The sequence below is a fragment of the Thermoanaerobacterium sp. PSU-2 genome (genome assembly GCF_002102475.1).
Classification (GTDB): domain Bacteria; phylum Bacillota; class Thermoanaerobacteria; order Thermoanaerobacterales; family Thermoanaerobacteraceae; genus Thermoanaerobacterium.
On the sequence record NZ_MSQD01000001.1, the window covers coordinates 151,207 to 171,869 of the forward strand.

Annotated in this window: 23 protein-coding genes and 1 pseudogene; 6 read left to right on the forward strand and 18 right to left on the reverse strand. The window is 35.4% G+C overall.

What is annotated here, in order from left to right; translation table 11 throughout:
* Positions 1-50: 50 nt before the first annotated feature.
* The 5 genes from groL to BVF91_RS00890 form a co-directional block, all read right to left on the reverse strand.
* On the reverse strand, positions 51-1,676 hold the full coding sequence (groL, locus tag BVF91_RS00870; protein ID WP_014759415.1) for a chaperonin GroEL: 1,626 nt from the start codon (positions 1,674-1,676) through the stop codon (positions 51-53).
* A gap of 13 nt (positions 1,677-1,689) precedes the next feature.
* Positions 1,690-1,974 carry a co-chaperone GroES gene (gene groES / locus BVF91_RS00875; protein WP_013787499.1) on the reverse strand — a complete coding sequence of 95 codons (285 nt, stop codon included), beginning with the start codon at positions 1,972-1,974 and terminating at the stop codon, positions 1,690-1,692.
* Between the two features lie 199 nt (positions 1,975-2,173).
* Positions 2,174-3,178, reverse strand: coding sequence for a hypothetical protein (locus BVF91_RS00880; protein ID WP_085111642.1), 1,005 nt, complete (start codon positions 3,176-3,178; stop codon positions 2,174-2,176).
* A gap of 372 nt (positions 3,179-3,550) precedes the next feature.
* Complete coding sequence (locus tag BVF91_RS00885) at positions 3,551-3,742, reverse strand: hypothetical protein (protein WP_013787495.1); 192 nt, start codon at positions 3,740-3,742, stop codon at positions 3,551-3,553.
* A gap of 116 nt (positions 3,743-3,858) precedes the next feature.
* The gene (locus BVF91_RS00890) at positions 3,859-4,044 is read right to left on the reverse strand and encodes a hypothetical protein (RefSeq protein WP_013787494.1); all 186 of its coding nucleotides are present in this window, start codon (positions 4,042-4,044) and stop codon (positions 3,859-3,861) included.
* A gap of 298 nt (positions 4,045-4,342) precedes the next feature.
* Here BVF91_RS00890 and BVF91_RS00895 point away from each other — a divergent pair, with 298 nt between their 5' ends.
* Complete coding sequence (locus BVF91_RS00895) at positions 4,343-5,584, forward strand: S8 family peptidase (protein ID WP_085111644.1); 1,242 nt, start codon at positions 4,343-4,345, stop codon at positions 5,582-5,584.
* Positions 5,585-5,600: 16 nt separating this feature from the next.
* On the opposite strand, the gene BVF91_RS00900 is transcribed toward BVF91_RS00895, so the two are convergent.
* The 4 genes from BVF91_RS00900 to BVF91_RS00915 form a co-directional block, all read right to left on the reverse strand.
* Positions 5,601-6,119, reverse strand: coding sequence for a hypothetical protein (locus BVF91_RS00900; protein ID WP_085111645.1), 519 nt, complete (start codon positions 6,117-6,119; stop codon positions 5,601-5,603).
* A gap of 73 nt (positions 6,120-6,192) precedes the next feature.
* Entirely contained in the window at positions 6,193-6,984 is a 792-nt protein-coding gene (locus tag BVF91_RS00905; protein WP_085111647.1) for an ABC transporter ATP-binding protein, read from the reverse strand.
* Between the two features lie 15 nt (positions 6,985-6,999).
* The gene (locus BVF91_RS00910) at positions 7,000-7,860 is read right to left on the reverse strand and encodes an ABC transporter permease (protein ID WP_013787489.1); all 861 of its coding nucleotides are present in this window, start codon (positions 7,858-7,860) and stop codon (positions 7,000-7,002) included.
* 25 nt (positions 7,861-7,885) lie between these two features.
* A complete protein-coding gene (locus BVF91_RS00915) occupies positions 7,886-8,875 on the reverse strand; it encodes an ABC transporter substrate-binding protein (RefSeq protein WP_085111649.1) in 990 nt (329 codons plus the stop codon).
* Between the two features lie 306 nt (positions 8,876-9,181).
* Between BVF91_RS00915 and BVF91_RS00920 the strand changes: the two genes are divergently transcribed.
* From BVF91_RS00920 to BVF91_RS00940, 5 genes are all read left to right on the forward strand, one after another.
* Positions 9,182-10,363: an ABC transporter substrate-binding protein gene (locus BVF91_RS00920; protein WP_085111651.1), complete on the forward strand. Its 1,182-nt coding sequence runs from the start codon at positions 9,182-9,184 to the stop codon at positions 10,361-10,363.
* A gap of 88 nt (positions 10,364-10,451) precedes the next feature.
* Complete coding sequence (locus tag BVF91_RS00925) at positions 10,452-11,336, forward strand: branched-chain amino acid ABC transporter permease (RefSeq protein ID WP_085111652.1); 885 nt, start codon at positions 10,452-10,454, stop codon at positions 11,334-11,336.
* 9 nt (positions 11,337-11,345) lie between these two features.
* Positions 11,346-12,302: a branched-chain amino acid ABC transporter permease gene (locus BVF91_RS00930; RefSeq protein ID WP_085111653.1), complete on the forward strand. Its 957-nt coding sequence runs from the start codon at positions 11,346-11,348 to the stop codon at positions 12,300-12,302.
* Positions 12,283-13,083, forward strand: a complete 801-nt coding sequence (locus BVF91_RS00935) for an ABC transporter ATP-binding protein (RefSeq protein WP_085111655.1) — start codon at positions 12,283-12,285, stop codon at positions 13,081-13,083. The genes BVF91_RS00930 and BVF91_RS00935 overlap by 20 nt, the downstream gene beginning before the upstream one ends.
* A 3-nt stretch (positions 13,084-13,086) precedes the next feature.
* A complete protein-coding gene (locus tag BVF91_RS00940) occupies positions 13,087-13,788 on the forward strand; it encodes an ABC transporter ATP-binding protein (protein WP_085111656.1) in 702 nt (233 codons plus the stop codon).
* Between the two features lie 86 nt (positions 13,789-13,874).
* Here BVF91_RS00940 and BVF91_RS00945 read toward each other — a convergent pair whose 3' ends face one another.
* The 9 genes and pseudogenes from BVF91_RS00945 to BVF91_RS13245 form a co-directional block, all read right to left on the reverse strand.
* Positions 13,875-15,068: an MFS transporter gene (locus BVF91_RS00945; protein WP_085111657.1), complete on the reverse strand. Its 1,194-nt coding sequence runs from the start codon at positions 15,066-15,068 to the stop codon at positions 13,875-13,877.
* A 67-nt stretch (positions 15,069-15,135) separates the two neighbouring features.
* Positions 15,136-15,312: pseudogene (locus BVF91_RS00950) on the reverse strand (helix-turn-helix domain-containing protein); the annotation flags it as partial.
* 107 nt (positions 15,313-15,419) lie between these two features.
* Entirely contained in the window at positions 15,420-16,214 is a 795-nt protein-coding gene (locus BVF91_RS00955; protein ID WP_085111659.1) for a CPBP family intramembrane glutamic endopeptidase, read from the reverse strand.
* A 33-nt stretch (positions 16,215-16,247) separates the two neighbouring features.
* Entirely contained in the window at positions 16,248-17,078 is an 831-nt protein-coding gene (locus tag BVF91_RS00960; RefSeq protein ID WP_085111660.1) for a CPBP family intramembrane glutamic endopeptidase, read from the reverse strand.
* 249 nt (positions 17,079-17,327) lie between these two features.
* Positions 17,328-17,744 (reverse strand): HutP family protein, encoded by a 417-nt coding sequence (locus BVF91_RS00965; RefSeq protein ID WP_014759429.1) that lies wholly within the window; start codon positions 17,742-17,744, stop codon positions 17,328-17,330.
* A gap of 38 nt (positions 17,745-17,782) precedes the next feature.
* A complete protein-coding gene (locus BVF91_RS00970; protein ID WP_085111661.1) occupies positions 17,783-18,469 on the reverse strand; it encodes a DUF554 domain-containing protein in 687 nt (228 codons plus the stop codon).
* Positions 18,470-19,366 carry a DNA-3-methyladenine glycosylase family protein gene (locus BVF91_RS00975; RefSeq protein WP_206198991.1) on the reverse strand — a complete coding sequence of 299 codons (897 nt, stop codon included), beginning with the start codon at positions 19,364-19,366 and terminating at the stop codon, positions 18,470-18,472.
* Between the two features lie 99 nt (positions 19,367-19,465).
* Entirely contained in the window at positions 19,466-20,314 is an 849-nt protein-coding gene (locus BVF91_RS00980) for an Asp23/Gls24 family envelope stress response protein (protein WP_085111663.1), read from the reverse strand.
* A 75-nt stretch (positions 20,315-20,389) separates the two neighbouring features.
* Positions 20,390-20,533: a hypothetical protein gene (locus BVF91_RS13245; RefSeq protein WP_014759433.1), complete on the reverse strand. Its 144-nt coding sequence runs from the start codon at positions 20,531-20,533 to the stop codon at positions 20,390-20,392.
* Positions 20,534-20,663 lie beyond the last annotated feature (130 nt).

Below are 20,663 nucleotides of genomic sequence, written 5' to 3' on the forward strand. Positions count from 1 at the left end.
TCCATGTCAACAGTACAAAAAAAATAACCGGGCATCCCCGGTTATTTTTCTTACATCATGTCCATACCTGCTCCTGCTGCTGGAGCTGGTGGATTCTTTTCTGGTATGTCTGCCACAACAGCTTCTGTTGTCAATATCATTGACGCAACAGATGCAGCATTTTGAAGTGCTGACCTTGTAACCTTCGTTGGGTCGACTATACCTGCTTTTAACATGTCTACAAATTCTTCTTTGTATGCATCATAACCAAAAGCAGGATCTTTTGATTCTTTTATCTTCTCAATGATCACTGAACCGTCTACACCAGCATTTCTTGCTATCTGCCTTACTGGTTCTTCTAATGCTCTAAGCACGATCTGAGCACCTGTTCTGAAGTCGCCTTCTAAAGAGTCAACTACTTTTTGTACTTCTGGTATGACATCCAACAGTGCTGTGCCACCGCCAGGAACTATACCTTCTTCCACAGCAGCTCTCGTAGCTGAAAGAGCATCTTCTATCCTATGTTTCTTCTCTTTAAGCTCTGTCTCTGTAGCAGCACCAGCTTGAATTACTGCAACACCGCCAGAAAGCTTAGCCAATCTTTCTTGCAGTTTTTCTCTGTCATAATCTGATGTCGTCTCTTCGATTTGAACTTTTATCTGATTTATTCTGTTCTTTATGTCTGCAGCATTTCCTGCGCCGTCAACTATTGTAGTGTTTTCTTTTGTAACTTTTACTTGTCTTGCACGACCAAGCATGTCTATTTTAGCTTCTTTGAGATCAAGACCTACTTCTTCAGATATTACTTGACCACCTGTCAAGATAGCTATGTCTTGAAGCATTTCTTTTCTTCTGTCACCAAATCCAGGAGCTTTTACTGCAACGCATGTAAATGTGCCTCTTAATTTATTTACTACTAATGTTGCAAGTGCTTCACCTTCAACATCATCTGCAATTATCAAAAGCTTCCTTCCTTGTTGTACTACTTGCTCCAGAAGTGGCAACAAGTCTTGGATATTTGAAAGTTTCTTGTCTGTGATGAGTATTAAAGGATCGTCCAAAACTGCTTCCATCTTGTCTGTATCAGTTACCATGTACTGTGAAATATATCCTCTGTCAAACTGCATTCCTTCAACTATTTCAATAGTCGTGTTCATTGACTTTGATTCTTCTACTGTTATTACACCGTCTTTGCCGACCTTATCCATTGCTTCAGCTATTAAGTTGCCGATCTCCTCGTCAGCCGCTGAAATTGATGCAACATGTGCTATAGAATCTTTTCCTTCTACTGGCTTTGAAATATTTTTTAATCCTTCAACAGCAGCATCGACAGCTTTTGCCATGCCGCGTCTTAAAAGCATTGGGTTCGCACCAGCAGCTAAGTTCCTTAATCCTTCCAATACCATGGCTTGTGCCAATACAGTGGCTGTTGTCGTACCATCGCCAGCTACATCATTTGTCTTTGTTGCAACTTCCTTTAAAAGCTGTGCGCCTTGATTTTCAAAAGGATCTTCTAATTCAATTTCCCTTGCGATTGTAACACCATCGTTTGTAATTGTTGGTGAACCGTATTTTTTATCTAAAACAACATTACGGCCTCTTGGTCCTAATGTTACTTTAACTGTGTTGGCAACAGCATTTACGCCTCTTTCCAAAGCCTTTCTTGCATCTTCACCGTACAAAATTTTCTTTGCCATTTCTTCTACCTCCTTATTCTACTACAGCTAATATATCGCTCTGCCTTAAGAGAAGATATTCTTCTCCATCAAGTTTTACTTCTGTGCCAGCGTATTTTGAGAATATTACTTTGTCTCCAACTTTCACTTCCAACTCGACTCTTTTCCCATCTATGTATTCACCAGAGCCGACAGCAAGTACTTCACCTTGTTGAGGTTTTTCTTTTGCAGTGCCAGGCAATACAATGCCGCCTTTTGTTACCTCTTCGGCTTCAGTAACCTTTACTACAACTCTGTCACCAAGTGGTTTTAATCTCATAATATCCCTCCTCGAATTTTGTTAGCACTCATTCATGGCGAGTGCTAATCATCACACTTTTTATATTAGTTTAATTACAAGTTCATGGCAAACTCCAAATTCCTCTAATTTTTGCCGTTTTAGACGATTATTATAGATTTTTCCCATTTATCTTCTAATTATACGATTAATATTAAATTTACGCAAAAAAATGCAGGCTTTAGCTGCCTGCAACATTATTTACATTGCCATTTGAACTTTGTTGTTTCAGATAATTTATCATGTTGTACATAAACTGCTGCTGTTCTTTCGTAAGCATTGATTTAAGACCGTTTACCACTTCCGACTGCTGCTCTGTAAGTCCAAGATTTTTCGGTACATCGTCCTCCTTTATTTCCCTTTCCACATCATTGCTTTTTACATCTTCCACTATCTCATCACTTACGACATCTTTTGCATCTTTGGTTTCTTCTATCCTTTTATCTTCTTCAGATCTGTCAAACAAATTATACTTCACATCGCCTTTATCGCTTCCTTCCACCTTCTCGCGCCTTGATTCACTATTTTTTGAATTCATAATGCTTTCAGCCTTGTTCAAAGCTTCTACAAGCTTTATGTTTTTTATGATTTTCTCCGCCATATCCTTTTTATCATCTGGAATAACAGGTTTTATCGCTTCAAAAATGTCCAGAATTTTATCTATAATGTTATTTTTATCTCCTTCCACTTCGTATTTTTTCATTTTTTCGTTTAGATTTTGTATCCCTTCATGAAGCTTTATAAATTTGTCTATGATTATCTGCTTATCTTCTTTCATATATGGTTTTACCGCTTTTAACATTCCGATCTGATCGAAGTCATCTTCTTGCATTTCGGCTTCTTGATTAAATTCCATCAACTGTTTGTGGCATTCAAGTATCTCGGCAATTTTTGTGAATATATCTATGTAGTACTGTTCTTTCCTGTGTAGATACGGTTTTACGCTTCCCATAAAGTTTTTGCTTTTCTCTATTATCTCAAATATATCCAAATCGCTTTTCTTCTCGTCGTTCTTTTTACTTTCTGTTTTATCATCTTTATCGTGTTCCACAATTTCCTCCCCTTCTTTTTTCTTTAAAAGCTGCCTTTCTCCTTCAATGCTTAAGCCATCAAAAATTTGAAACCTTATAAAAAATATTATGAAAAGTTCAATTATCAATACCTTTAGTAATTTTTCTTTATCCACGGCAAATCCCCCACTTCTTTAAATACTTCTTAAATAATATATGTATAGGGCAGGTTTATTATCACCTGCCCCATGCTTTTATTTCTTATCCACCACAAAAATACCTGGGACAAACAAGAAGATTATAAGGATCACTATTATGATCCAAATCCATCCACCGCCCCATGCTGCTCCTTTTCCTTCAGGCATATGAAAACCCCCTTCACATTATTTATCGACCACAAATATTCCAGGTACAAAGAGGAAAATTATTAGTATTATGATTATGATCCAGATCCATCCGCCACCCCATGCTGCTCCTTTTCCTTCAGGCATACTAAAAACCTCCTTTATTTTTTGGCCTCAAGGACCTAATACATTATACGTGATGTGTTAAATATTGTTACTGAAATTCATGGTGGCTAATGACCATAAAAAGCGTCTTGCCTTTTTCCGCGGTTTGTCTTGTTGCAAGACGACTAACAAAAGAAAGAAAAACAGCAAATCTTCGAATTCAAACTTTACATCCATTACGACAGTCAATATGACAAAAAAGAATAGAAGCGTATTTCCAGATATATTCATAAGATCAGCTCCATTTAATTTACTTTAATTCATTATATTCTTATTTTTGATTATTGATATTGATTTCGTTTTTTATGTAAAACAAATGGTCCTACCGCAAGATAGGACCATTTACTTTATTTGACTTGATTCAAGAATAATCCCATTCCACCGTCCATGATTATGACTAACAGTACGAAGAAGAACAGCAATGTTTCCATTGACCATGCTCCGCCAAACCATCCGCCGCCCATAAGGACAACGAGAATTAAGAAGAAGAACAGCAAATTGCTTTCGCCAAATACTGAACTTGTTCCTGCCATAATAATCCTCCTTTTAAAAATTTAAAATTTAATCAAGCTTTAGGCTCTTCAACTATGAAGCCAGGTACAAACAAGAAGATAAGAAGTATTATAATTATAATCCAGAACCATCCACCGCCTATCCATGATGCACCTTTCTCTGTGGGCATATAAATATCCCCCTTTCGCAAGATTTATGTCAGGTCTTTTTGACCTAATACATAATATGACACCGCCAATATTTGTGACACTCCCAATTTAAAAACTAACAAAAATTTGCCTTAAACATATTCTGATATAAGAAAGGGGGATTCAATTTATGGATATAATTTCTGCGCTAATTTTATCAGGTGTTATTCAAAGCCTTTATCCCAAAAGCAAAATAGACTCGAGGCTACTACGAAAAGCTTCCACATATAGAAGTGAGTGTGTTAGCGCTATTGTGTATTCCAATTTGCCATACGATGCGCTTAAAAAGAAGATAGAATCAATTGGAGGAACGATAAAGTACGAACTGCCTATTATTAACGGTTGGGCTGTAAACATACCGTGCAACAAGCTAAACAGCATCGCAAAAAATAAAGGTATCAAATTTATAGCCGAAGATTCAACTGTAAAAACACAGCTTAACATCGCCACACAAGAAATCAAATCAAGAGAGGCAAATGATCATGGATACACTGGTAAAGGTGTCACAATCGCTTTTTTAGACACAGGAATTTACCCTCATCCAGACTTCACTAAGCCCAAAAACAGGATAATTGCATTCCACGACATTGTAAACGGAAAAAAAAGTCCATACGATGACAACGGCCATGGCACACATGTAGCAGGTGATGCCGCATCCAGTGGCTATTTATCAGATGGCAAGTACAAAGGTGTAGCGCCTGAAGCAAATATAGTATCAGTAAAAGTTTTAGATTCCAGAGGCAGCGGCTCAACATCAGATATATTAACAGGTATGCAGTGGATACTTGACAACAAAGATAAATACAATATAAGAATCGTATCGCTTTCCATCGGTGAAACGCCATCATTGCCGCCTTTTTTAGACCCACTTGTCAAAGGAGTAGATAGACTCTGGAGAAGTGGCTTAGTCGTTGTAGTAGCAGCCGGTAATTCAGGACCATCTATAAACTCCGTCACATCGCCAGGAAACAGCATGAATGTTATAACAGTTGGTGCAGTTGATGACAAAAGGACTGTTGACACTTCAGACGATGAAATTGCCAATTTTTCAGGAAGAGGATCTGCATTCTTGCCGAAACCTGACGTAGTAGCACCCGGTGTAAAGATCGTATCAACTGCATCAGGAAATGTGCCTTTAGGGACTGACGACAACATCCTTCTCAACAAATCATACAGAACAGCGTCTGGCACATCAATGGCAACACCAATTGTAGCAGGTGCTGCCGCACTGCTTTTGGAGAAAAATCCATCACTGACAAATTACCAAGTAAAAAATATTTTAAAGTCGACTACAACAAATGTTGACCACTACAGGTACTATTCGCAAGGATATGGAATGATAAATATAGAAATGGCATTAAAAAAAGTATGAGGTATTGCCTCATACTTTAATCTTTTTTTACGTCATTTTCATTAGCTGGAATCGGCGTCGGCAAGCCTCTTATCAGGTTAGCCGTAGCACCCGGTATGAATGTATACGTCAGTGCCGCATAAATCGCATACAGATACTGAAGATTGGAAAAACCTAATAGCGTAAAAATAGAAAGCAATGTAAAGCCAAAAAAGGTATCCATACTTATGCCGGTTGGCGGAGGAAATACAAGCTTAGGAAGCTTGTTGTTTTCATTTGGTGCTTCGAGGGAAATTGGCTCAGCAGCATAAATATTGTATATAGCTGGGAAAAATGAAATAATATCCGAAGCAGCCAAAAGTGCATTCAGTGCAATGACAGAAAATTTTGTATCGTTAATCAAGATAAGTAAAAAAACAAAAAGTATGAACTTTGCTATATAAATAGGCTGTGTATCTGTCTCCATCTCCTCTAAAATCGGCGATATCGCATCCATCAATTTTTCCAATTTTTCTTCATCCATCGCATCAAAACTTTTAATATCTTCATTATCCATTAAAACACCTCATTTCTCGTTGAATCCTTTTAATCTCATTATATTCACAACGAGAAACGGGTGTGAGTAAATCCTATGCCAACATCACCCTATCATCCACAAATTCAGTACCATTGACCTCATTAAACATCTTTAAAAGCTTATCTACAGTAAGATTTTTCTTTTCCTCCTTCAAATCAAGCACGATACGTCCTTGATGCATCATTATTATCCTATTTCCAAATTCCAAAGCGTGCTCAAGATTGTGAGTAACCATAAGCGTAGTCAACTTATTCTCGTAGATGATCTTATTTGTAATTTCATTTATTATATTAGCAGTCCTTGGATCTAAAGCAGCGGTGTGTTCATCTAATAAAAGCAGCTTAGGCTTTGCAAATGTAGCCATAAGAAGTGTCAATGCTTGCCTTTGTCCTCCAGATAAAAGCCCAACTTTCGTCTTCAATCTGTTTTCCAGACCTAATCCTAATTCAGCCAACTTTTCCTTGAAAAATTCCCTATTTTTCTTGTTAAGCCCCATTTTAAGGTTTAGTCCAGTGCCTTTTGAATAAGCAATTGATAAATTTTCATCAATCGTCATAGATGGAGCTGTTCCTAAAAGAGGGTTTTGAAATACCCTGCCTATATACCTGGACCTTTTATATTCAGGATACGATGTCACATCCAAATCATCGATGACGACAGAACCACTGTCAACAGGATACGCTCCAGCTATCAGATTGAGAAGCGTAGATTTGCCTGCGCCATTGCTGCCCACAATCGTTATAAAATCACCGTCATCTACTTCGAGATTCAATTTATTGAATACCTGAATCTCATTAGGGGTATTTTTATAGAAATATTTATCCACATCTATAAGCTTTAACATTGTAAATCCCCCTTTTCAGTTAGAGCTTAAAACAATCTTCTTCAATCCAGGCAGTGACAATGCCACAACTACTAATATGGCAGTCAAAAGTTTTAGATCTGTCGGATTAAATCCTATTGTAAGGGCTATTGCTATTGCACTCCTGTAGACTATCGATCCTACGACGGCAGAAATCACTGCCCACAATATATTTCTCTCTCTTATCAATACTTCACCGATAATGACAGAAGCAAGTCCTGCAACAAGTGTTCCAATGCCCATGCCAGCATCGGCAAAGCCTTGATACTGCGACACTAACGATCCTGCCAAAGCAATATAAGCATTTGATATTACAAGTCCCAGCGTAATCGTAGCATTTGTGTTTATTCCCATGCTGCGAACCATCTGCTGATTGTTTCCTGTGGCCCTTAGAGCAAATCCCGTCCGCGTCTGCAAAAAATAATTTGTCAAAAGCAACATAAAAACAACAATAAGTCCAAAAAATAGTATGTTTTTATAGCTTCCTGCAAAATCAAAGTAGTCAAATATAGATCTATTGCTAAGCATAGGTATGTTTGACTTTCCCATTATGCGCAAGTTTATAGAGTAAAGAGCAGTCATCGTAAGTATACCTGCTAATAACTCCGTGATTTTTAGCTTCGTATTCAAAAATCCCGTGATTAAGCCAGCTAATCCCCCAGCAATGATGGAAATAAAAATAGAAAAAACAGGGTTTGCACCACTTGTTATGAGTTTTGCTGTAACGGCAGCCCCTAAAGTGAAGCTGCCCTCTACAGTCAAATCAGCAAAATTTATTATCTTAAAAGATATATAGACACCAAGTGCCATTATGCCATAGACAAGCCCCTGCTCTAATGTAGAAATGGCAAAAGACATTGTATAGACCCCCAATTATATCTATTTATTTGATGACCTCTTGTGCTTTCTTCATGATAGAATCTGGTATTTTAAAACCAATGGCATCTGCTTCTTTTTGATTTAGTATAAGCTGCAGATTCTTAGCAGTTTCCACTTTTATATTGGCAGGCTTTTCACCTTTTAAAATCTTAATAGCCATTAAACCTGCCTGATAACCTAAGTCGCTGTAACTTATACCAAGCGTAGCCAATGAGCCGCCTTCAACCATTCCTTTTTCTGCTGCTATTACAGGTATCTTCGCTGAATTAGTGACCTTTATTATAGCCGCAACAGAAGAAGCAACAGTGTTATCTGTCGGAAGCCATATGGCATCAACTTTCCCTACTAAAGATTGTGCCGCTTGGCTTACTTCGCTGCTATTTGATACAGTAGCTTCTTTTACGCTAAAGCCTAATTTTGCTGCATCGTCTTTCGCAATCTTCACCTGAACTGTAGAATTGACTTCACCTGCATTGTATATTATCCCTATCCTTTTAGCATCTGGAACCAAGTCCTTTATCAATTTTAACTGATCGTTTATAGGCTCCATATCGGAAGTACCAGTCACATTTCCGCCAGGATTATCCAACGATTTTACAAGCCCAGCTGCGACAGGATCTGTAACAGCAGTAAACACGATTGGAATAGTAGAAGTAGCTTTTTTAACTGCCTGTGTAGTAGGCGTCGCTATGGAAAAAATTAAATCGACATTTTTATCAACGAACTTTTTGGCTATTGTCTCAGCCGTCGACATATCACCTTGAGCATTTTCCTTGATATAGGTGACATTCTTCCCTTCTTCATAGCCATTGTCTTTCAAAGCTTTTATAAACCCTTCTCTTGCGCTATCAAGCGCTGGATGCTCAACTATCTGTGTGATGCCAATTGTTATCATCTTTCCCGTACTACCAGTAGACGTTGTCTTGCTTTGGCATCCAGATACGGCAAAAGATATTATAAAAAAAGCTGCCAAAGCAAAGATAGACTTTTTCATAAAAACTCCTCCCCTTGCATGGCAACAACAAAAATCCTACCGTGCTACCATGCTAAATTTCAAATAACACTTTTGATAAAATTTTCATTAATTAATAAAATAGTAAGATAAAAACATTTATTAGTCAATAAAAGTTTTTTGTAATATTTATTAGAAAATTTGAATATGCCTTAAAATAATTAATCTTGATGTAAATATCATCAATAAAGTATAATTATAGTAAATTTATCGTCTGTTTTCTTTAACTTTTCTACCGGTAGAGAAAAATTTTAATTTTATTAAATTTTAAAAAATGGGAGGATTTCTATGAAAAATTCGTTTAAAAAAGCATCAATGCTTTTAGGCATCGTAATGACAGCTTCACTTTTGTTTTCAGGCTGCAGCAAAAACACCAGCGCTACAAGCAGCGACAAAATAAACGTAGGAGCCCTTTTTGAATTGACAGGACAGGTAGCCTCATACGGAACTTCTGAGTACAACGCGGTAAAACTGTATGTAGATGATGTAAACAAAAACGGTGGCCTTCTTGGAAAACAGATTAACCTTATCAAGGCTGATAACAAATCCGCAACAGATGAATCAATAAATCAGGCTACAAAACTTATCGTTGAAGACAACGTAGTGGCAATATTAGGACCTGCAACAACAGGTAACACAAAAGCAGCTTCTTCAATTGCATTAAGCAAAAACATACCTCTTATAACCCCATCTGGCACGTCTTTTGATGTAACTGTCGATCCAAACACAAATAAAGTAAAAAGCGAAATATTCAGAGCATGTTACACAGACCCATATCAAGGCAAAGTGATGGGCGAATTTGCCGCAAAAGATCTAAGTGCAAAAACTGCTGTCATATACATTGACGACAAAAGCGACTACAGCAAAGGCCTTGCTCAAAGCTTCAAAGATCAGTTCGAAAAACTTGGTGGAAAAGTGATAGATCAAGAAGCTTACGTTGCAGGCGATCAAGATTTTAAGTCGACGCTTACTAAGATAAAGGGGTTAAATGCTGACGTCATATTCATACCTGGATACTATCAAGACACGGCAAAGATAGCTAAGCAAGCGAGAGAGATGGGTATAAATACGCCTTTACTTGGCGGTGACGGCTGGGATTCACCTGATCTACTGAAGATAGCAGGTGCATCTGCATTAAACAACGTCTATTACAGCAACCACTTCATATCGACAGATCCAGATCCGACTGTTCAAGACTTCATAAAGAAGTACAAAGACGCTTACGGTACAGAACCTGATGCTTTTGCCGCTTTGGCGTATGACTCAGCAGGTATGTTGGTACAAGCGATAAAAAATGCAAATTCAACTGACCCGGCAAAAATAACAGAAGCCTTGGCAAATCTGAAAAACTTCAAAGGTGTTACAGGCAATATTTCGATAGATACACAACACAATCCTATAAAACAGACAGTAATAATAGAATTGAAGGACGGTAAACAGACACTTAAGAAAAAAGTAAGTGCTGAATAAAAATCGTAAGATAACTTTAGAAAATACGGCAATGCGGTCACCTTGTGGCCGCATATATTTTAATATATTTAAACTTGAGGTGATGTTTATGAAGACATTTATTGAGCAGCTTATAAATGGTCTATCTTTAGGAAGTATATACGCGCTTATTGCCCTTGGATATACCATGGTTTACGGCATAATGAAACTTATAAATTTCGCTCATGGTGATATATACATGGTAGGTGCATTTACAGGATTCTTCGCATCAACATACTTTCACCTTGGATTTATACCATCTCTCCTATTGGCAATGCTGGTAAGCCTTATACTTGGCGTGACAATAGAGCGTGTGGCATACAGGCCATTAAGAGATAAGTCAAAAATCTCAATATTGATTACAGCCATCGGCGTCTCACTTTTGCTGGAAAACGGAGGCATAATCCTCTTATCTCCGCAAGTCAGGACGTATCCTCAAATTTTCAAGCAGCACATGTACTCATTTTTAAACGGCGTAATCACCATATCAAACCAGCAGATCGTCATATTTGTCGTATCCATAATCATGATGGTTGGACTTCAGCTTATCATATACAAGACAAAGATGGGAAAGGCCATGAGAGCTGTCTCCACAGACCCTGATGCTGCAAGGCTTATGGGAATAAATGTGGATAGGACAGTTTCATTCACATTTGCCATAGGCTCTGCCCTTGCCGCTGTCGCAGGTGTCTTAGTTGGCATATACTACAACTCCATAGATCCACTGATGGGTATAATGCCAGGCTTAAAAGCATTCATAGCAGCAGTATTGGGAGGAATAGGCATAATACCAGGTGCTATGGTAGGAGGATTATTGATGGGTGTCATAGAAGCACTTGTTTCAGGCTATGGCAGCTCCCTATACAGAGATGGCGTTTCATTTGCAATACTCATAATCATATTGCTAATAAAGCCAACAGGACTCTTTGGCAAAAATGTAAGAGAGAAAGTGTAGGTGGTAAAGTTGAAGCAAATATTGAAAAACAGATTACTTATATTTTTAGGGCTGTTGGTCTTTTACGCCATAATACAGATTTTGCTGTCGACAAACATATTAAACGACTATTACGAAATAAACATTGTTCTCATGTGCATAAATGTAATACTTGCTGTAAGCCTTAACCTTATAAATGGATTTACAGGACAATTCTCCTTAGGACATGCAGGATTCATGTCAATCGGTGCATACACATCAGCTATCATAACGTACAAATTGGGACTTCCATTTCCACTGGCATTATTAGTAGGAGGCATAGCAGCAGGCATAGCCGGAATCTTGATAGGAATACCATCATTGAGATTAAAAGGAGACTACCTTGCTATAACAACACTTGGATTCGGAGAAATAATTAGGGTAATCTTTTTAAACACCGAATACGTGGGTGGAGCCAGCGGCCTATCTGGAATACCAAAGTACACAAACTGGACGTGGGTATTCTGGATGGCAGTCATAACCGTCGTCTTAATCAGAAACTTCATAAACTCCAGCTACGGCAGATGCTGTGTAGCAATCAGAGAAGACGAGACAGCAGCCGAATCGATGGGCATAAACACAACTTTCTACAAGACATTGGCATTCACGATAGGTGCATTCTTCGCAGGAATAGGCGGTGCCCTTTATGCTCACAACTTCTACATCATACAGCCAGAAACATTCAACTTCATGAAATCATTCGATATCTTAACAATGGTTGTATTAGGAGGACTGGGCAGCATAACAGGGTCCATCCTATCAGCCATCTTCTTGACTTTTGTATACGCACTTTTGCAGGATTATGCTGCACTAAGAATGGTAATATACGCTCTCCTCTTAATCATCGTAATGCTATTTAGACCAGAAGGATTGATGGGTACAAGAGAATTTTCTCTCAAAAAACTATTCAAGAAAGGGGAGAAAAGCAGTGAGTTTACTGTCAATTAAAGACGTATCTATAGACTTTGGCGGCATAAAGGCCCTGATAGATGTCAACATAGAACTGGAACAAGGCTCTTTAACAGGACTTATAGGACCAAATGGTGCTGGAAAATCAACAGTATTCAACATAATAACCGGTATATACAAGCCTACATCAGGAAAAGTGACATTTGACGGAAAAAACGTATCAACAAAACCGTATAACAACACAAAGCTTGGCATAGCAAGGACATTTCAAAACATACGTCTATTTAAAAACCTAACTGTCCTTGACAATGTCAAGATAGCTCAGCACATTCACGTGCAATACGGACTTTTAAGCTCGTTCCTGCAGTACAAAAAATATTTAGATGGAGAAAAAACACAAGACAAACAAGCGATGGATCTCCTTAAAATATTCAATCTTGATAAGCACGCTTTAAACCTTGCCAAAAATCTGCCATACGGCGAACAGAGAAGACTTGAAATAGCAAGAGCACTGGCAACAAAACCAAAGCTTTTGCTCTTAGATGAACCTGCAGCAGGGATGAATCCGCAAGAGACAAAAGAGCTTACAGACACAATCAGATTCATAAGGGACAAATTTGACATAACAATACTCTTGATAGAGCACGACATGTCATTGGTTATGGATCTTTGCGAAGACATATACGTCATGAACTACGGAAAAATAATAGCACATGGCACACCAGACGAAATCAAGAAAAATCCAGAAGTAATAGCTGCATACCTTGGAGAAGAAAGTCCTGATGAAAGTGAAATTTTATCAATTGAAGGAGGTGCTTAAAACATGTTAGAGGTAAAAGATCTCAACGTATCATATGGAATGGTCAATGCCTTAAAAGGCATTGATTTAAAAGTAAATAACGGTGAAATTGTTACGATAATAGGTGCAAATGGCGCAGGCAAAAGCACTACTCTAATGACAATATCAGGCATATTGAAACCAAAAAAAGGCTACATCAAATTCGATGATGTAGACATAACAAAAAAACCTGCTCAAAATATAGTGGATATGGGTATCTGCCAAGTGCCAGAAGGAAGAAGAATATTTGCCAACATGACTGTAATGGAAAACCTTGAGATGGGAGCATATCTCAGGAAAGACAAAATGGTAAAAAGCGACATAGAAAAAGTATTTCACCTATTTCCACGTCTAAAAGAAAGGCATAAACAGATTGCCGGCACTTTAAGCGGTGGTGAGCAGCAGATGCTGGCAATAGGGCGTGCATTGATGTCAAAGCCAAAAGTGCTTTTGCTAGACGAACCATCAATGGGACTTGCACCCATCGTAGTGCAAGACATATTTAAGACGATAAAAGGCATAAATGAAGACGGCACCACCATCCTTTTGGTAGAGCAAAACGCTAAAATGGCTCTATCCATTGCAGACAGAGCATACGTCCTTGAGACAGGCAACATCTCACTTGAAGGTGCTGCATCTGTCTTGAAAAACGATGAAAGGGTTAAAAAGTCGTATTTAGGAGGTTAAAAAGAGGGTTCACAATGAACCCTCTTTTAATGGCAATTTTATTATTTATGCCAGATAAAAGCTTTCCGTTAAAATCAATTTTCCAATTACCTTTGCAGCAGCAAAGCATGTTTTAAAGTTGATGGTGCTTTGTAGAAATATCCTGATAACAATAAAAATCCACTTATAGCAAAAAAATATACCACCGAAATTCCTTCTCGTTGGAAAATTGAAATTCCATAGCCTAAAAGATAAAGACTTGATATAAATGCATTAAAAGCAGATGTCACTTGAGGCAATTTGCAATTATCAGTCAGTTTGATCAATAAATTTTCTGAAACCAATTGGCGAATTCCCATGCCTATTCCTAAAAAAGCAGATGCTAAATAAAACACGTATATCTCATTAAAAAATGCCATTGATAATAGAGAAATTGTTAGAAAAGCAGTTCCGATATTAACAAATTTTCCTTTCGCCAATTTCGCTTCAAACTTGATATACATCAATGATGCTAAAATAGAAAAAATAGACGAAATCGCTCTTGACCAGGCAAAAGTAGTTTCCGATTTTAAAAGAATTTGCGTAACATAAAGTATCAAAAGAGGTATGGAAATACCTTCAACAAGTGAGCGAATACCTTCAAGTATAACAAGCCATTTTAACTCTATATTATTCCATATAGTATGAAAGCCTTCAGTTGCCTGATGATAAAAATTCAGATTGCTTTCGCTTTCTGATAAATGTTTGTCCTCATTACTCTGAATTTTTAAAATCAAAAATGCACTCAATAAATAGCTAACTGAATCTGCCATTAAAAAAATAGTAGGTAAAATGCCTATAGAAATCAACAATGCACCAAAAGCCGGTGCTAGCATATTAATTAGATCATCTACTCCTAAAGAAATCCCAATTGTTTTAGTCAAAGTTAAATCATCTGTATTTGATTTAATTATGCTTGTTCTAAATGAACCGTATATTGAATTAAAACAGCCTAAGAAGAATATCAGACATAAGACGATATATGGTATTTTAATAAAATTTAATATCCCAATGACAATCAAAAATCTCATTAAATCACATAAAACTAAAATAGATTTATCAGGCATCTTTTTACTTAAAATATGAGGAATAATTGGTCCTATAAAAAGCCATGGCAATGTTTCAGCAATGAAGGCCAATGATAATATAGTAGACGAATGAGTCTGATTGTATACAATTATAGGAAAAGCAAGGCTATGAAGCTGTGTCCCAAAATTAGAAATCCATTTTGCAAAAAGTAATAACCTAATATTTTTATTCATCGCTTTCTCCTTTAATATTTATAAGTATTTTTGAAACTTCTGTTTCTTTCTACATATTACAATCTCATCGATCATTAAATTTCTCTGCTATGACAGAAGCTGTTTCTTTGCTCATAGTGCTTCTACCGCTTTCAATCATGCTTATAAAGCCTCTGGTAATGTTTTTATCCTGTAGTTCTCTCTGTTTCATCTTAAGCATTTTCCTAATTTTCTTTAGTCTTTCACCTTGAGTTGAAAATTCCATATAAATTTCCCACTTTCTCTTTTTATATACTGTCTTAAGTCTTAAATTAACATGTCTTTCCTTTCTTATAATGCAACAAATAAACTTTTTGAAAAGTCAAAAAACGATTATTTTGAATTGAAATTTTCTATTCCGTAGATTTTTTTATTGTAAAAATACTTACAAATGCTGTATATTTCAATTATTATAACAGATGTAATTATATTAATAAACGTACTTAACATACCGTAATATATTTCAGTATAATCTATTATAATTCCAGCATCTATAAAAAAATGTGCAATTGCTGCAACATATATATTTTTCGTTCTTAAATAAAGATAACTAAAAAATATACCCCACATAAAAATATTTAAAGTACTAAATATTTGTATATTTCTAACACTTAATATCGGTATATGCGCCATGGTAAATAAAAAACTTGTAATAATAACAGCAATTATCATTCTAAGTCTTTTATTTTTTAGTATAATTGTATCTAAAATTTTATAATATAAAATTACTCTAAATAAAAATTCTTCGCCCAATCCTACAAAAAGAAAAGAAAAATTTTGAAAAATTAATGTTACATAGCTTTCACTTATATCCCATATTAAATAATATTTTAAATGAAATATATTCACTAATATTATTGTTAATAACAATAGTAACAATATATAGACCATCAATTCCAGAATTGTTTTTAAAGATAATTTAACATAATTCATATAATTAAATTTTTTTAACAAATAAATCGCAATGATTAATAACACAATTTGTATAATATAGTTTACTATTATTTTTACATCTGGAATATTGCTTTTTAATATAAAAATTTCTATTCCAGCTAAGATTGGATATAATGCTACTAAAACAGCAAATACAATTAAAATTATTTTTGTTAATTCTTTTCCTTTTATCATATTATCCTCCATATCTTATAAAAATAATATTGTCTAACTCTGTTCGTATCTGCTATATAGTCTTAGATAAAAGTGTTTAACCATATAATAACTTTCTATTAACATAATCGAAATAATTAAAAGAATAATTTCCTCATAATGGTAATACCCGATATTAATTGTTGTTAAAATCGGAAAGTCAAAATAAAAATGCATCATACAAGCCAAATATATATTGCCACTTCGTAAAAAAAGATAACTGAAATAGATACCTGTTATAAATATTTCAAAAAGTTTAGAAATATTATAATGACGTATAGGATAATGGATAATTGAGAATAAAATATTTGTTAGTATCACGCTAAATACTATTTTTAAGATGTTGCTTTTTAAATTTAATATTTCAGATATTTTAAAATAAAGAGTGACTCTATATAAATATTCTTCTGATAAAGCAACTAAAATAAATAAAATCATTTGTGATATTGCAACAATATAGTCTGCCTTGTTCCAGTTTGCAATAATATTCTTAAAATCGAACAACAAAAAAATATTATATATTTTAAATATATCTAGTATATACTTAGTAAATGTCAGCGATAATAACATAAATATAAATGCTTTAATTATAGATTTAAAAGACATCTTAATAAATTTTATATAATTAAATTTTTTTAGTAAAAATATAGCTAAAACTAACAACAAAATTTCCGTAATAAAATTGTAGACTAAATTGCTACTTGTCATAACTAATGGATCATTATTTCTTATATTAAAAAAATGATATATACCTTCAAACAAATACATCATTATAAATTGATAAAAATATAAAGCCATGACAAAAATAAAAAATATTAAAATTAAAGCACTTAGCTTTTTTATCATATTTTACACCTTTTGTCTAATTTTATACGAAAATTATAAGCATTCTTGCTGGAACCAAATTTTGTATTGTATGTTTATTATATCATATTGAGATTCAAATGCAATATATCTTTTTGTTTTTATTGCGCTTCAAAATAAAAAATTTTAGATCTAAATCGTTCGGATAAATATAATGGCTTAATGCCATTTATTAGCGTAAAAAATGCTCCCCTTAAATTAAACTATCTATTTTAAGGGAAGCATGTACCATCAATACTTAAGAGATCTATGCCCAAGTCCAATGGCAACTTCGTTTAAGTTTAGCATTCCAACGGCGAAAAATGCACAGACGCAAAGGTGTTCGCCATAAAATGCTATTCCAATCTTGCCACCTATATTAAGCCCCATAGCTTTATCTTTTAGCTGCATTATTGCCTCATGTGTTGCACCTGCAACAGCGCCTTCTCCTACATGGTTGTCCTCTACGACTCCTTCTCTCTTTGCCGCTACAACTGCCCTTTCTATTATCTTTGAAATTGAATTAATGTATTCGCCGCCATAATCTACCGCCGCTACCTTGATGCCCTCTTTTCCATACTTCTCCTTTAATACGGCTTCATCCTCTCTCCTTGACATGGCCATCCTTATGGCTACTCTCGCAACATCTATGCTTCTTATTTCTTTCATAACTCAACAGCCCTTTTTAAGGGCACCTCCTTCATCATTTAAAATGCTTTCAGTATTATTTCGTATACAATAGGTATAAATATTGACGGAAGCAAGTTCCCAATCTTTATTTTCGTCAAATTCAGCATATTTAATGATATGCCTATTATCAAGACGCCACCAATGGCAGACATGTCCGCTATCACGTTAGCAGTCAATAAATCTTTAAGAAGCGATGCGCACAAAGTTATAGAGCCTTGATATAATAGGACACTTATGGATGATATCATGACACCTATCCCTAATGTAGATGCAAATATTATAGATGATATGCCATCCAACATGGATTTGGCAAAAAGTATACTGTGATCACCTTGTAAACCGTCTTTTAATGCTCCCACAATAGCCATCGCGCCAATACAGTATATGAGGCTTGCTGTCACAAAGCCTTCGCTTATCTTATTTTCACCGTTTCTCGATAATTTTCTCTCTAAAAAGTCGCCAAATTGGTTAAGCTTTTTCTCTATGTCCAGCAGTTCACCTACAATGCCGCCTATCGCCAAACTTACTATAACCAGTAGCAAATTTTTGTATTTCAATGCGCTGTCAAATCCTATTATCAAAACGCTTAAAGATATGGCTTGCATAACCGTTGATTTTATTCTATCTGGAATTCCAATTTTAAATAAAGTGCCAACAAAACTACCCACGACAATAGATGCTGCATTGACAAAAGTCCCAATCATCTAATTTTTCCTTTCTTTAAACACGTCTTTTGATACATGATCTTTTGCATAATTAAAAAGGTACTGCTGCGCAAATCCAGACAAATCGCCAAACTTCTCTTTTGCAAAATTCTGCACATCAGAATTATTTGTCTTCCTTTTTAGGTATAAAAATTCTACAACTCGCTTTATCCACACATCTGTCGGAAATGCCTCATATCTTCCGATGGAATAAAGCATGACACAGTCTGCAACCTTTGGCCCAACACCTCTTATGCTCATAAGTATATTACGTACATCGTAAGTATCGTAAAGCTGCAACTCAAAAAGATTTACTTCGTCATTAAACACTTTTAGCGCTGCATCGATTATATATTTCGATCTGAAGCCACATTTGCTTTTACTTAGCAATTCCATATCTGCCATTATGAAATCTTGAACTTTAGGAAATGTATAATAAGTCTTATCCCTATAGACAATAGGATGACCCAATAACCTGCTTAAATTCTCTATGACTTTTTTTATCTGTGGAATCCGATTGTTTTGAGATATGATAAATGATATAAGCGTCTCCCACGTGTCTTGCCGCAAAATCCTTATGCCTTCGCCGTACTTTATGGCTGCTTTTAAAATCTCGTCTTGCGAAAGTGTCTCTTTTATCTTGCCGTAGTCTCTGCCCAAGTCAAAGTAATCATACCATATATCATTAAAATCTGCCAAAGTGGTATTATCAATCGTCAATATATCTCCATCTAATTTTACATTTATTACTCTGTCAAATGCGACCCCCGTATAACTTCCATCATCTTCTTCATTCCACCTGAAACATTGTCCACATTCTAATGTCTCTTTAAGGTTAAAATCCTTAATTCCATGCACTATAACCTTAGAACCGGACTGCTCAACTAAATATCTCATTCTCCTCATCACCCACATATAGGTTTTTCACTGCCTTACTACATAATATTTACTAACCTCTACAATTATTATATAATTTTTTGAAGATAAAAAAAAGGCTTATTTGCCTTTATCAAGTATTTCTCGGGTTTTAAGTATCTTGTCATTTCCTTTTATATAAAGTGATTTAACGTGAATCTTTATTTCAAGCACATTTAAAGATGTCATGTACTCTACGACACTTTTTATCTTTTTTATAGCTCCTCTTAAAACGCTGTTTATAAGCGTACCATGCACCATTACAATCTCTATTTTTATTATTATTCCTTCTGTGTAGTTCTCTGTTATGACTTTATTTATTTTATAAATGCCTTCAAATTTCTTCGCTTCATTTAATACAATAGAATTTATGACATTTTCAGAGATTGTGTATTTGCCAAGATAGCTGTAGTATGGCCTCACTACCGTCTTCTCAAAGTCTATCTCTTTTCGTCTAAATATCCTCAATGGATCTATAAAATACCCCGAAAAATGCTTTTTGACTTCAAATGTCGGTACAGGTATTACATGCATACCTTCCTCATATCTTTTCTTTCTTGCAAGCTCTATCTCATCATGTGATAATATATCTTCTATATATATTCGCTCAGCAACAGGCGGTAGATTAAGCCTTTCAGCGATTTTGTCCACCATCTTGTCAGACGTTCCTATTATCAATATTTTATCTGGATTTATTTCTTCAATCGATTTTTTAACCTCTCTGGCGTGCTCATCATCTGTAAAAATGGCTCTTCTTATAGCTGACAATTTTGTCTTTTCTCTTTTGGCAGAAACCCCTGATATGATCCTGTTTTCACATATTAAAAGGCCATCATCTATGATGTACTTTATACCGTATTTCCCTGCAACAAACGACGCATGATGACTTTTGCCGCTTCCACTGGCTCCAACAAAAGAATATACCTTCAATTGATACCCTCCATGATTAAAAATGATGACTATAGGTTATATTATACGGCAACAATTGTATTTTGCAATAAAAATTTAATTTTTCTTTTTTATGCTTAGTTTTACCAATGTCTGTAAAAATTTAATGGCAAATTCCATGTCTATATTGCTTTTAGAAAATGTTATTATAAACACTAAGATGACTATGCTTACAGCTATGAAAGTCAACTGCATATCCATCTTTTCACCCCACCTTCACATGAGTTATAATGGCCTCAATGAAAGTGAATCAAAATGTTTTGTTGTGCCATCACGTATGATTATACAACTTTTATCGGTAAAAATGTGGACTTAGGAATCAAAATGTCAT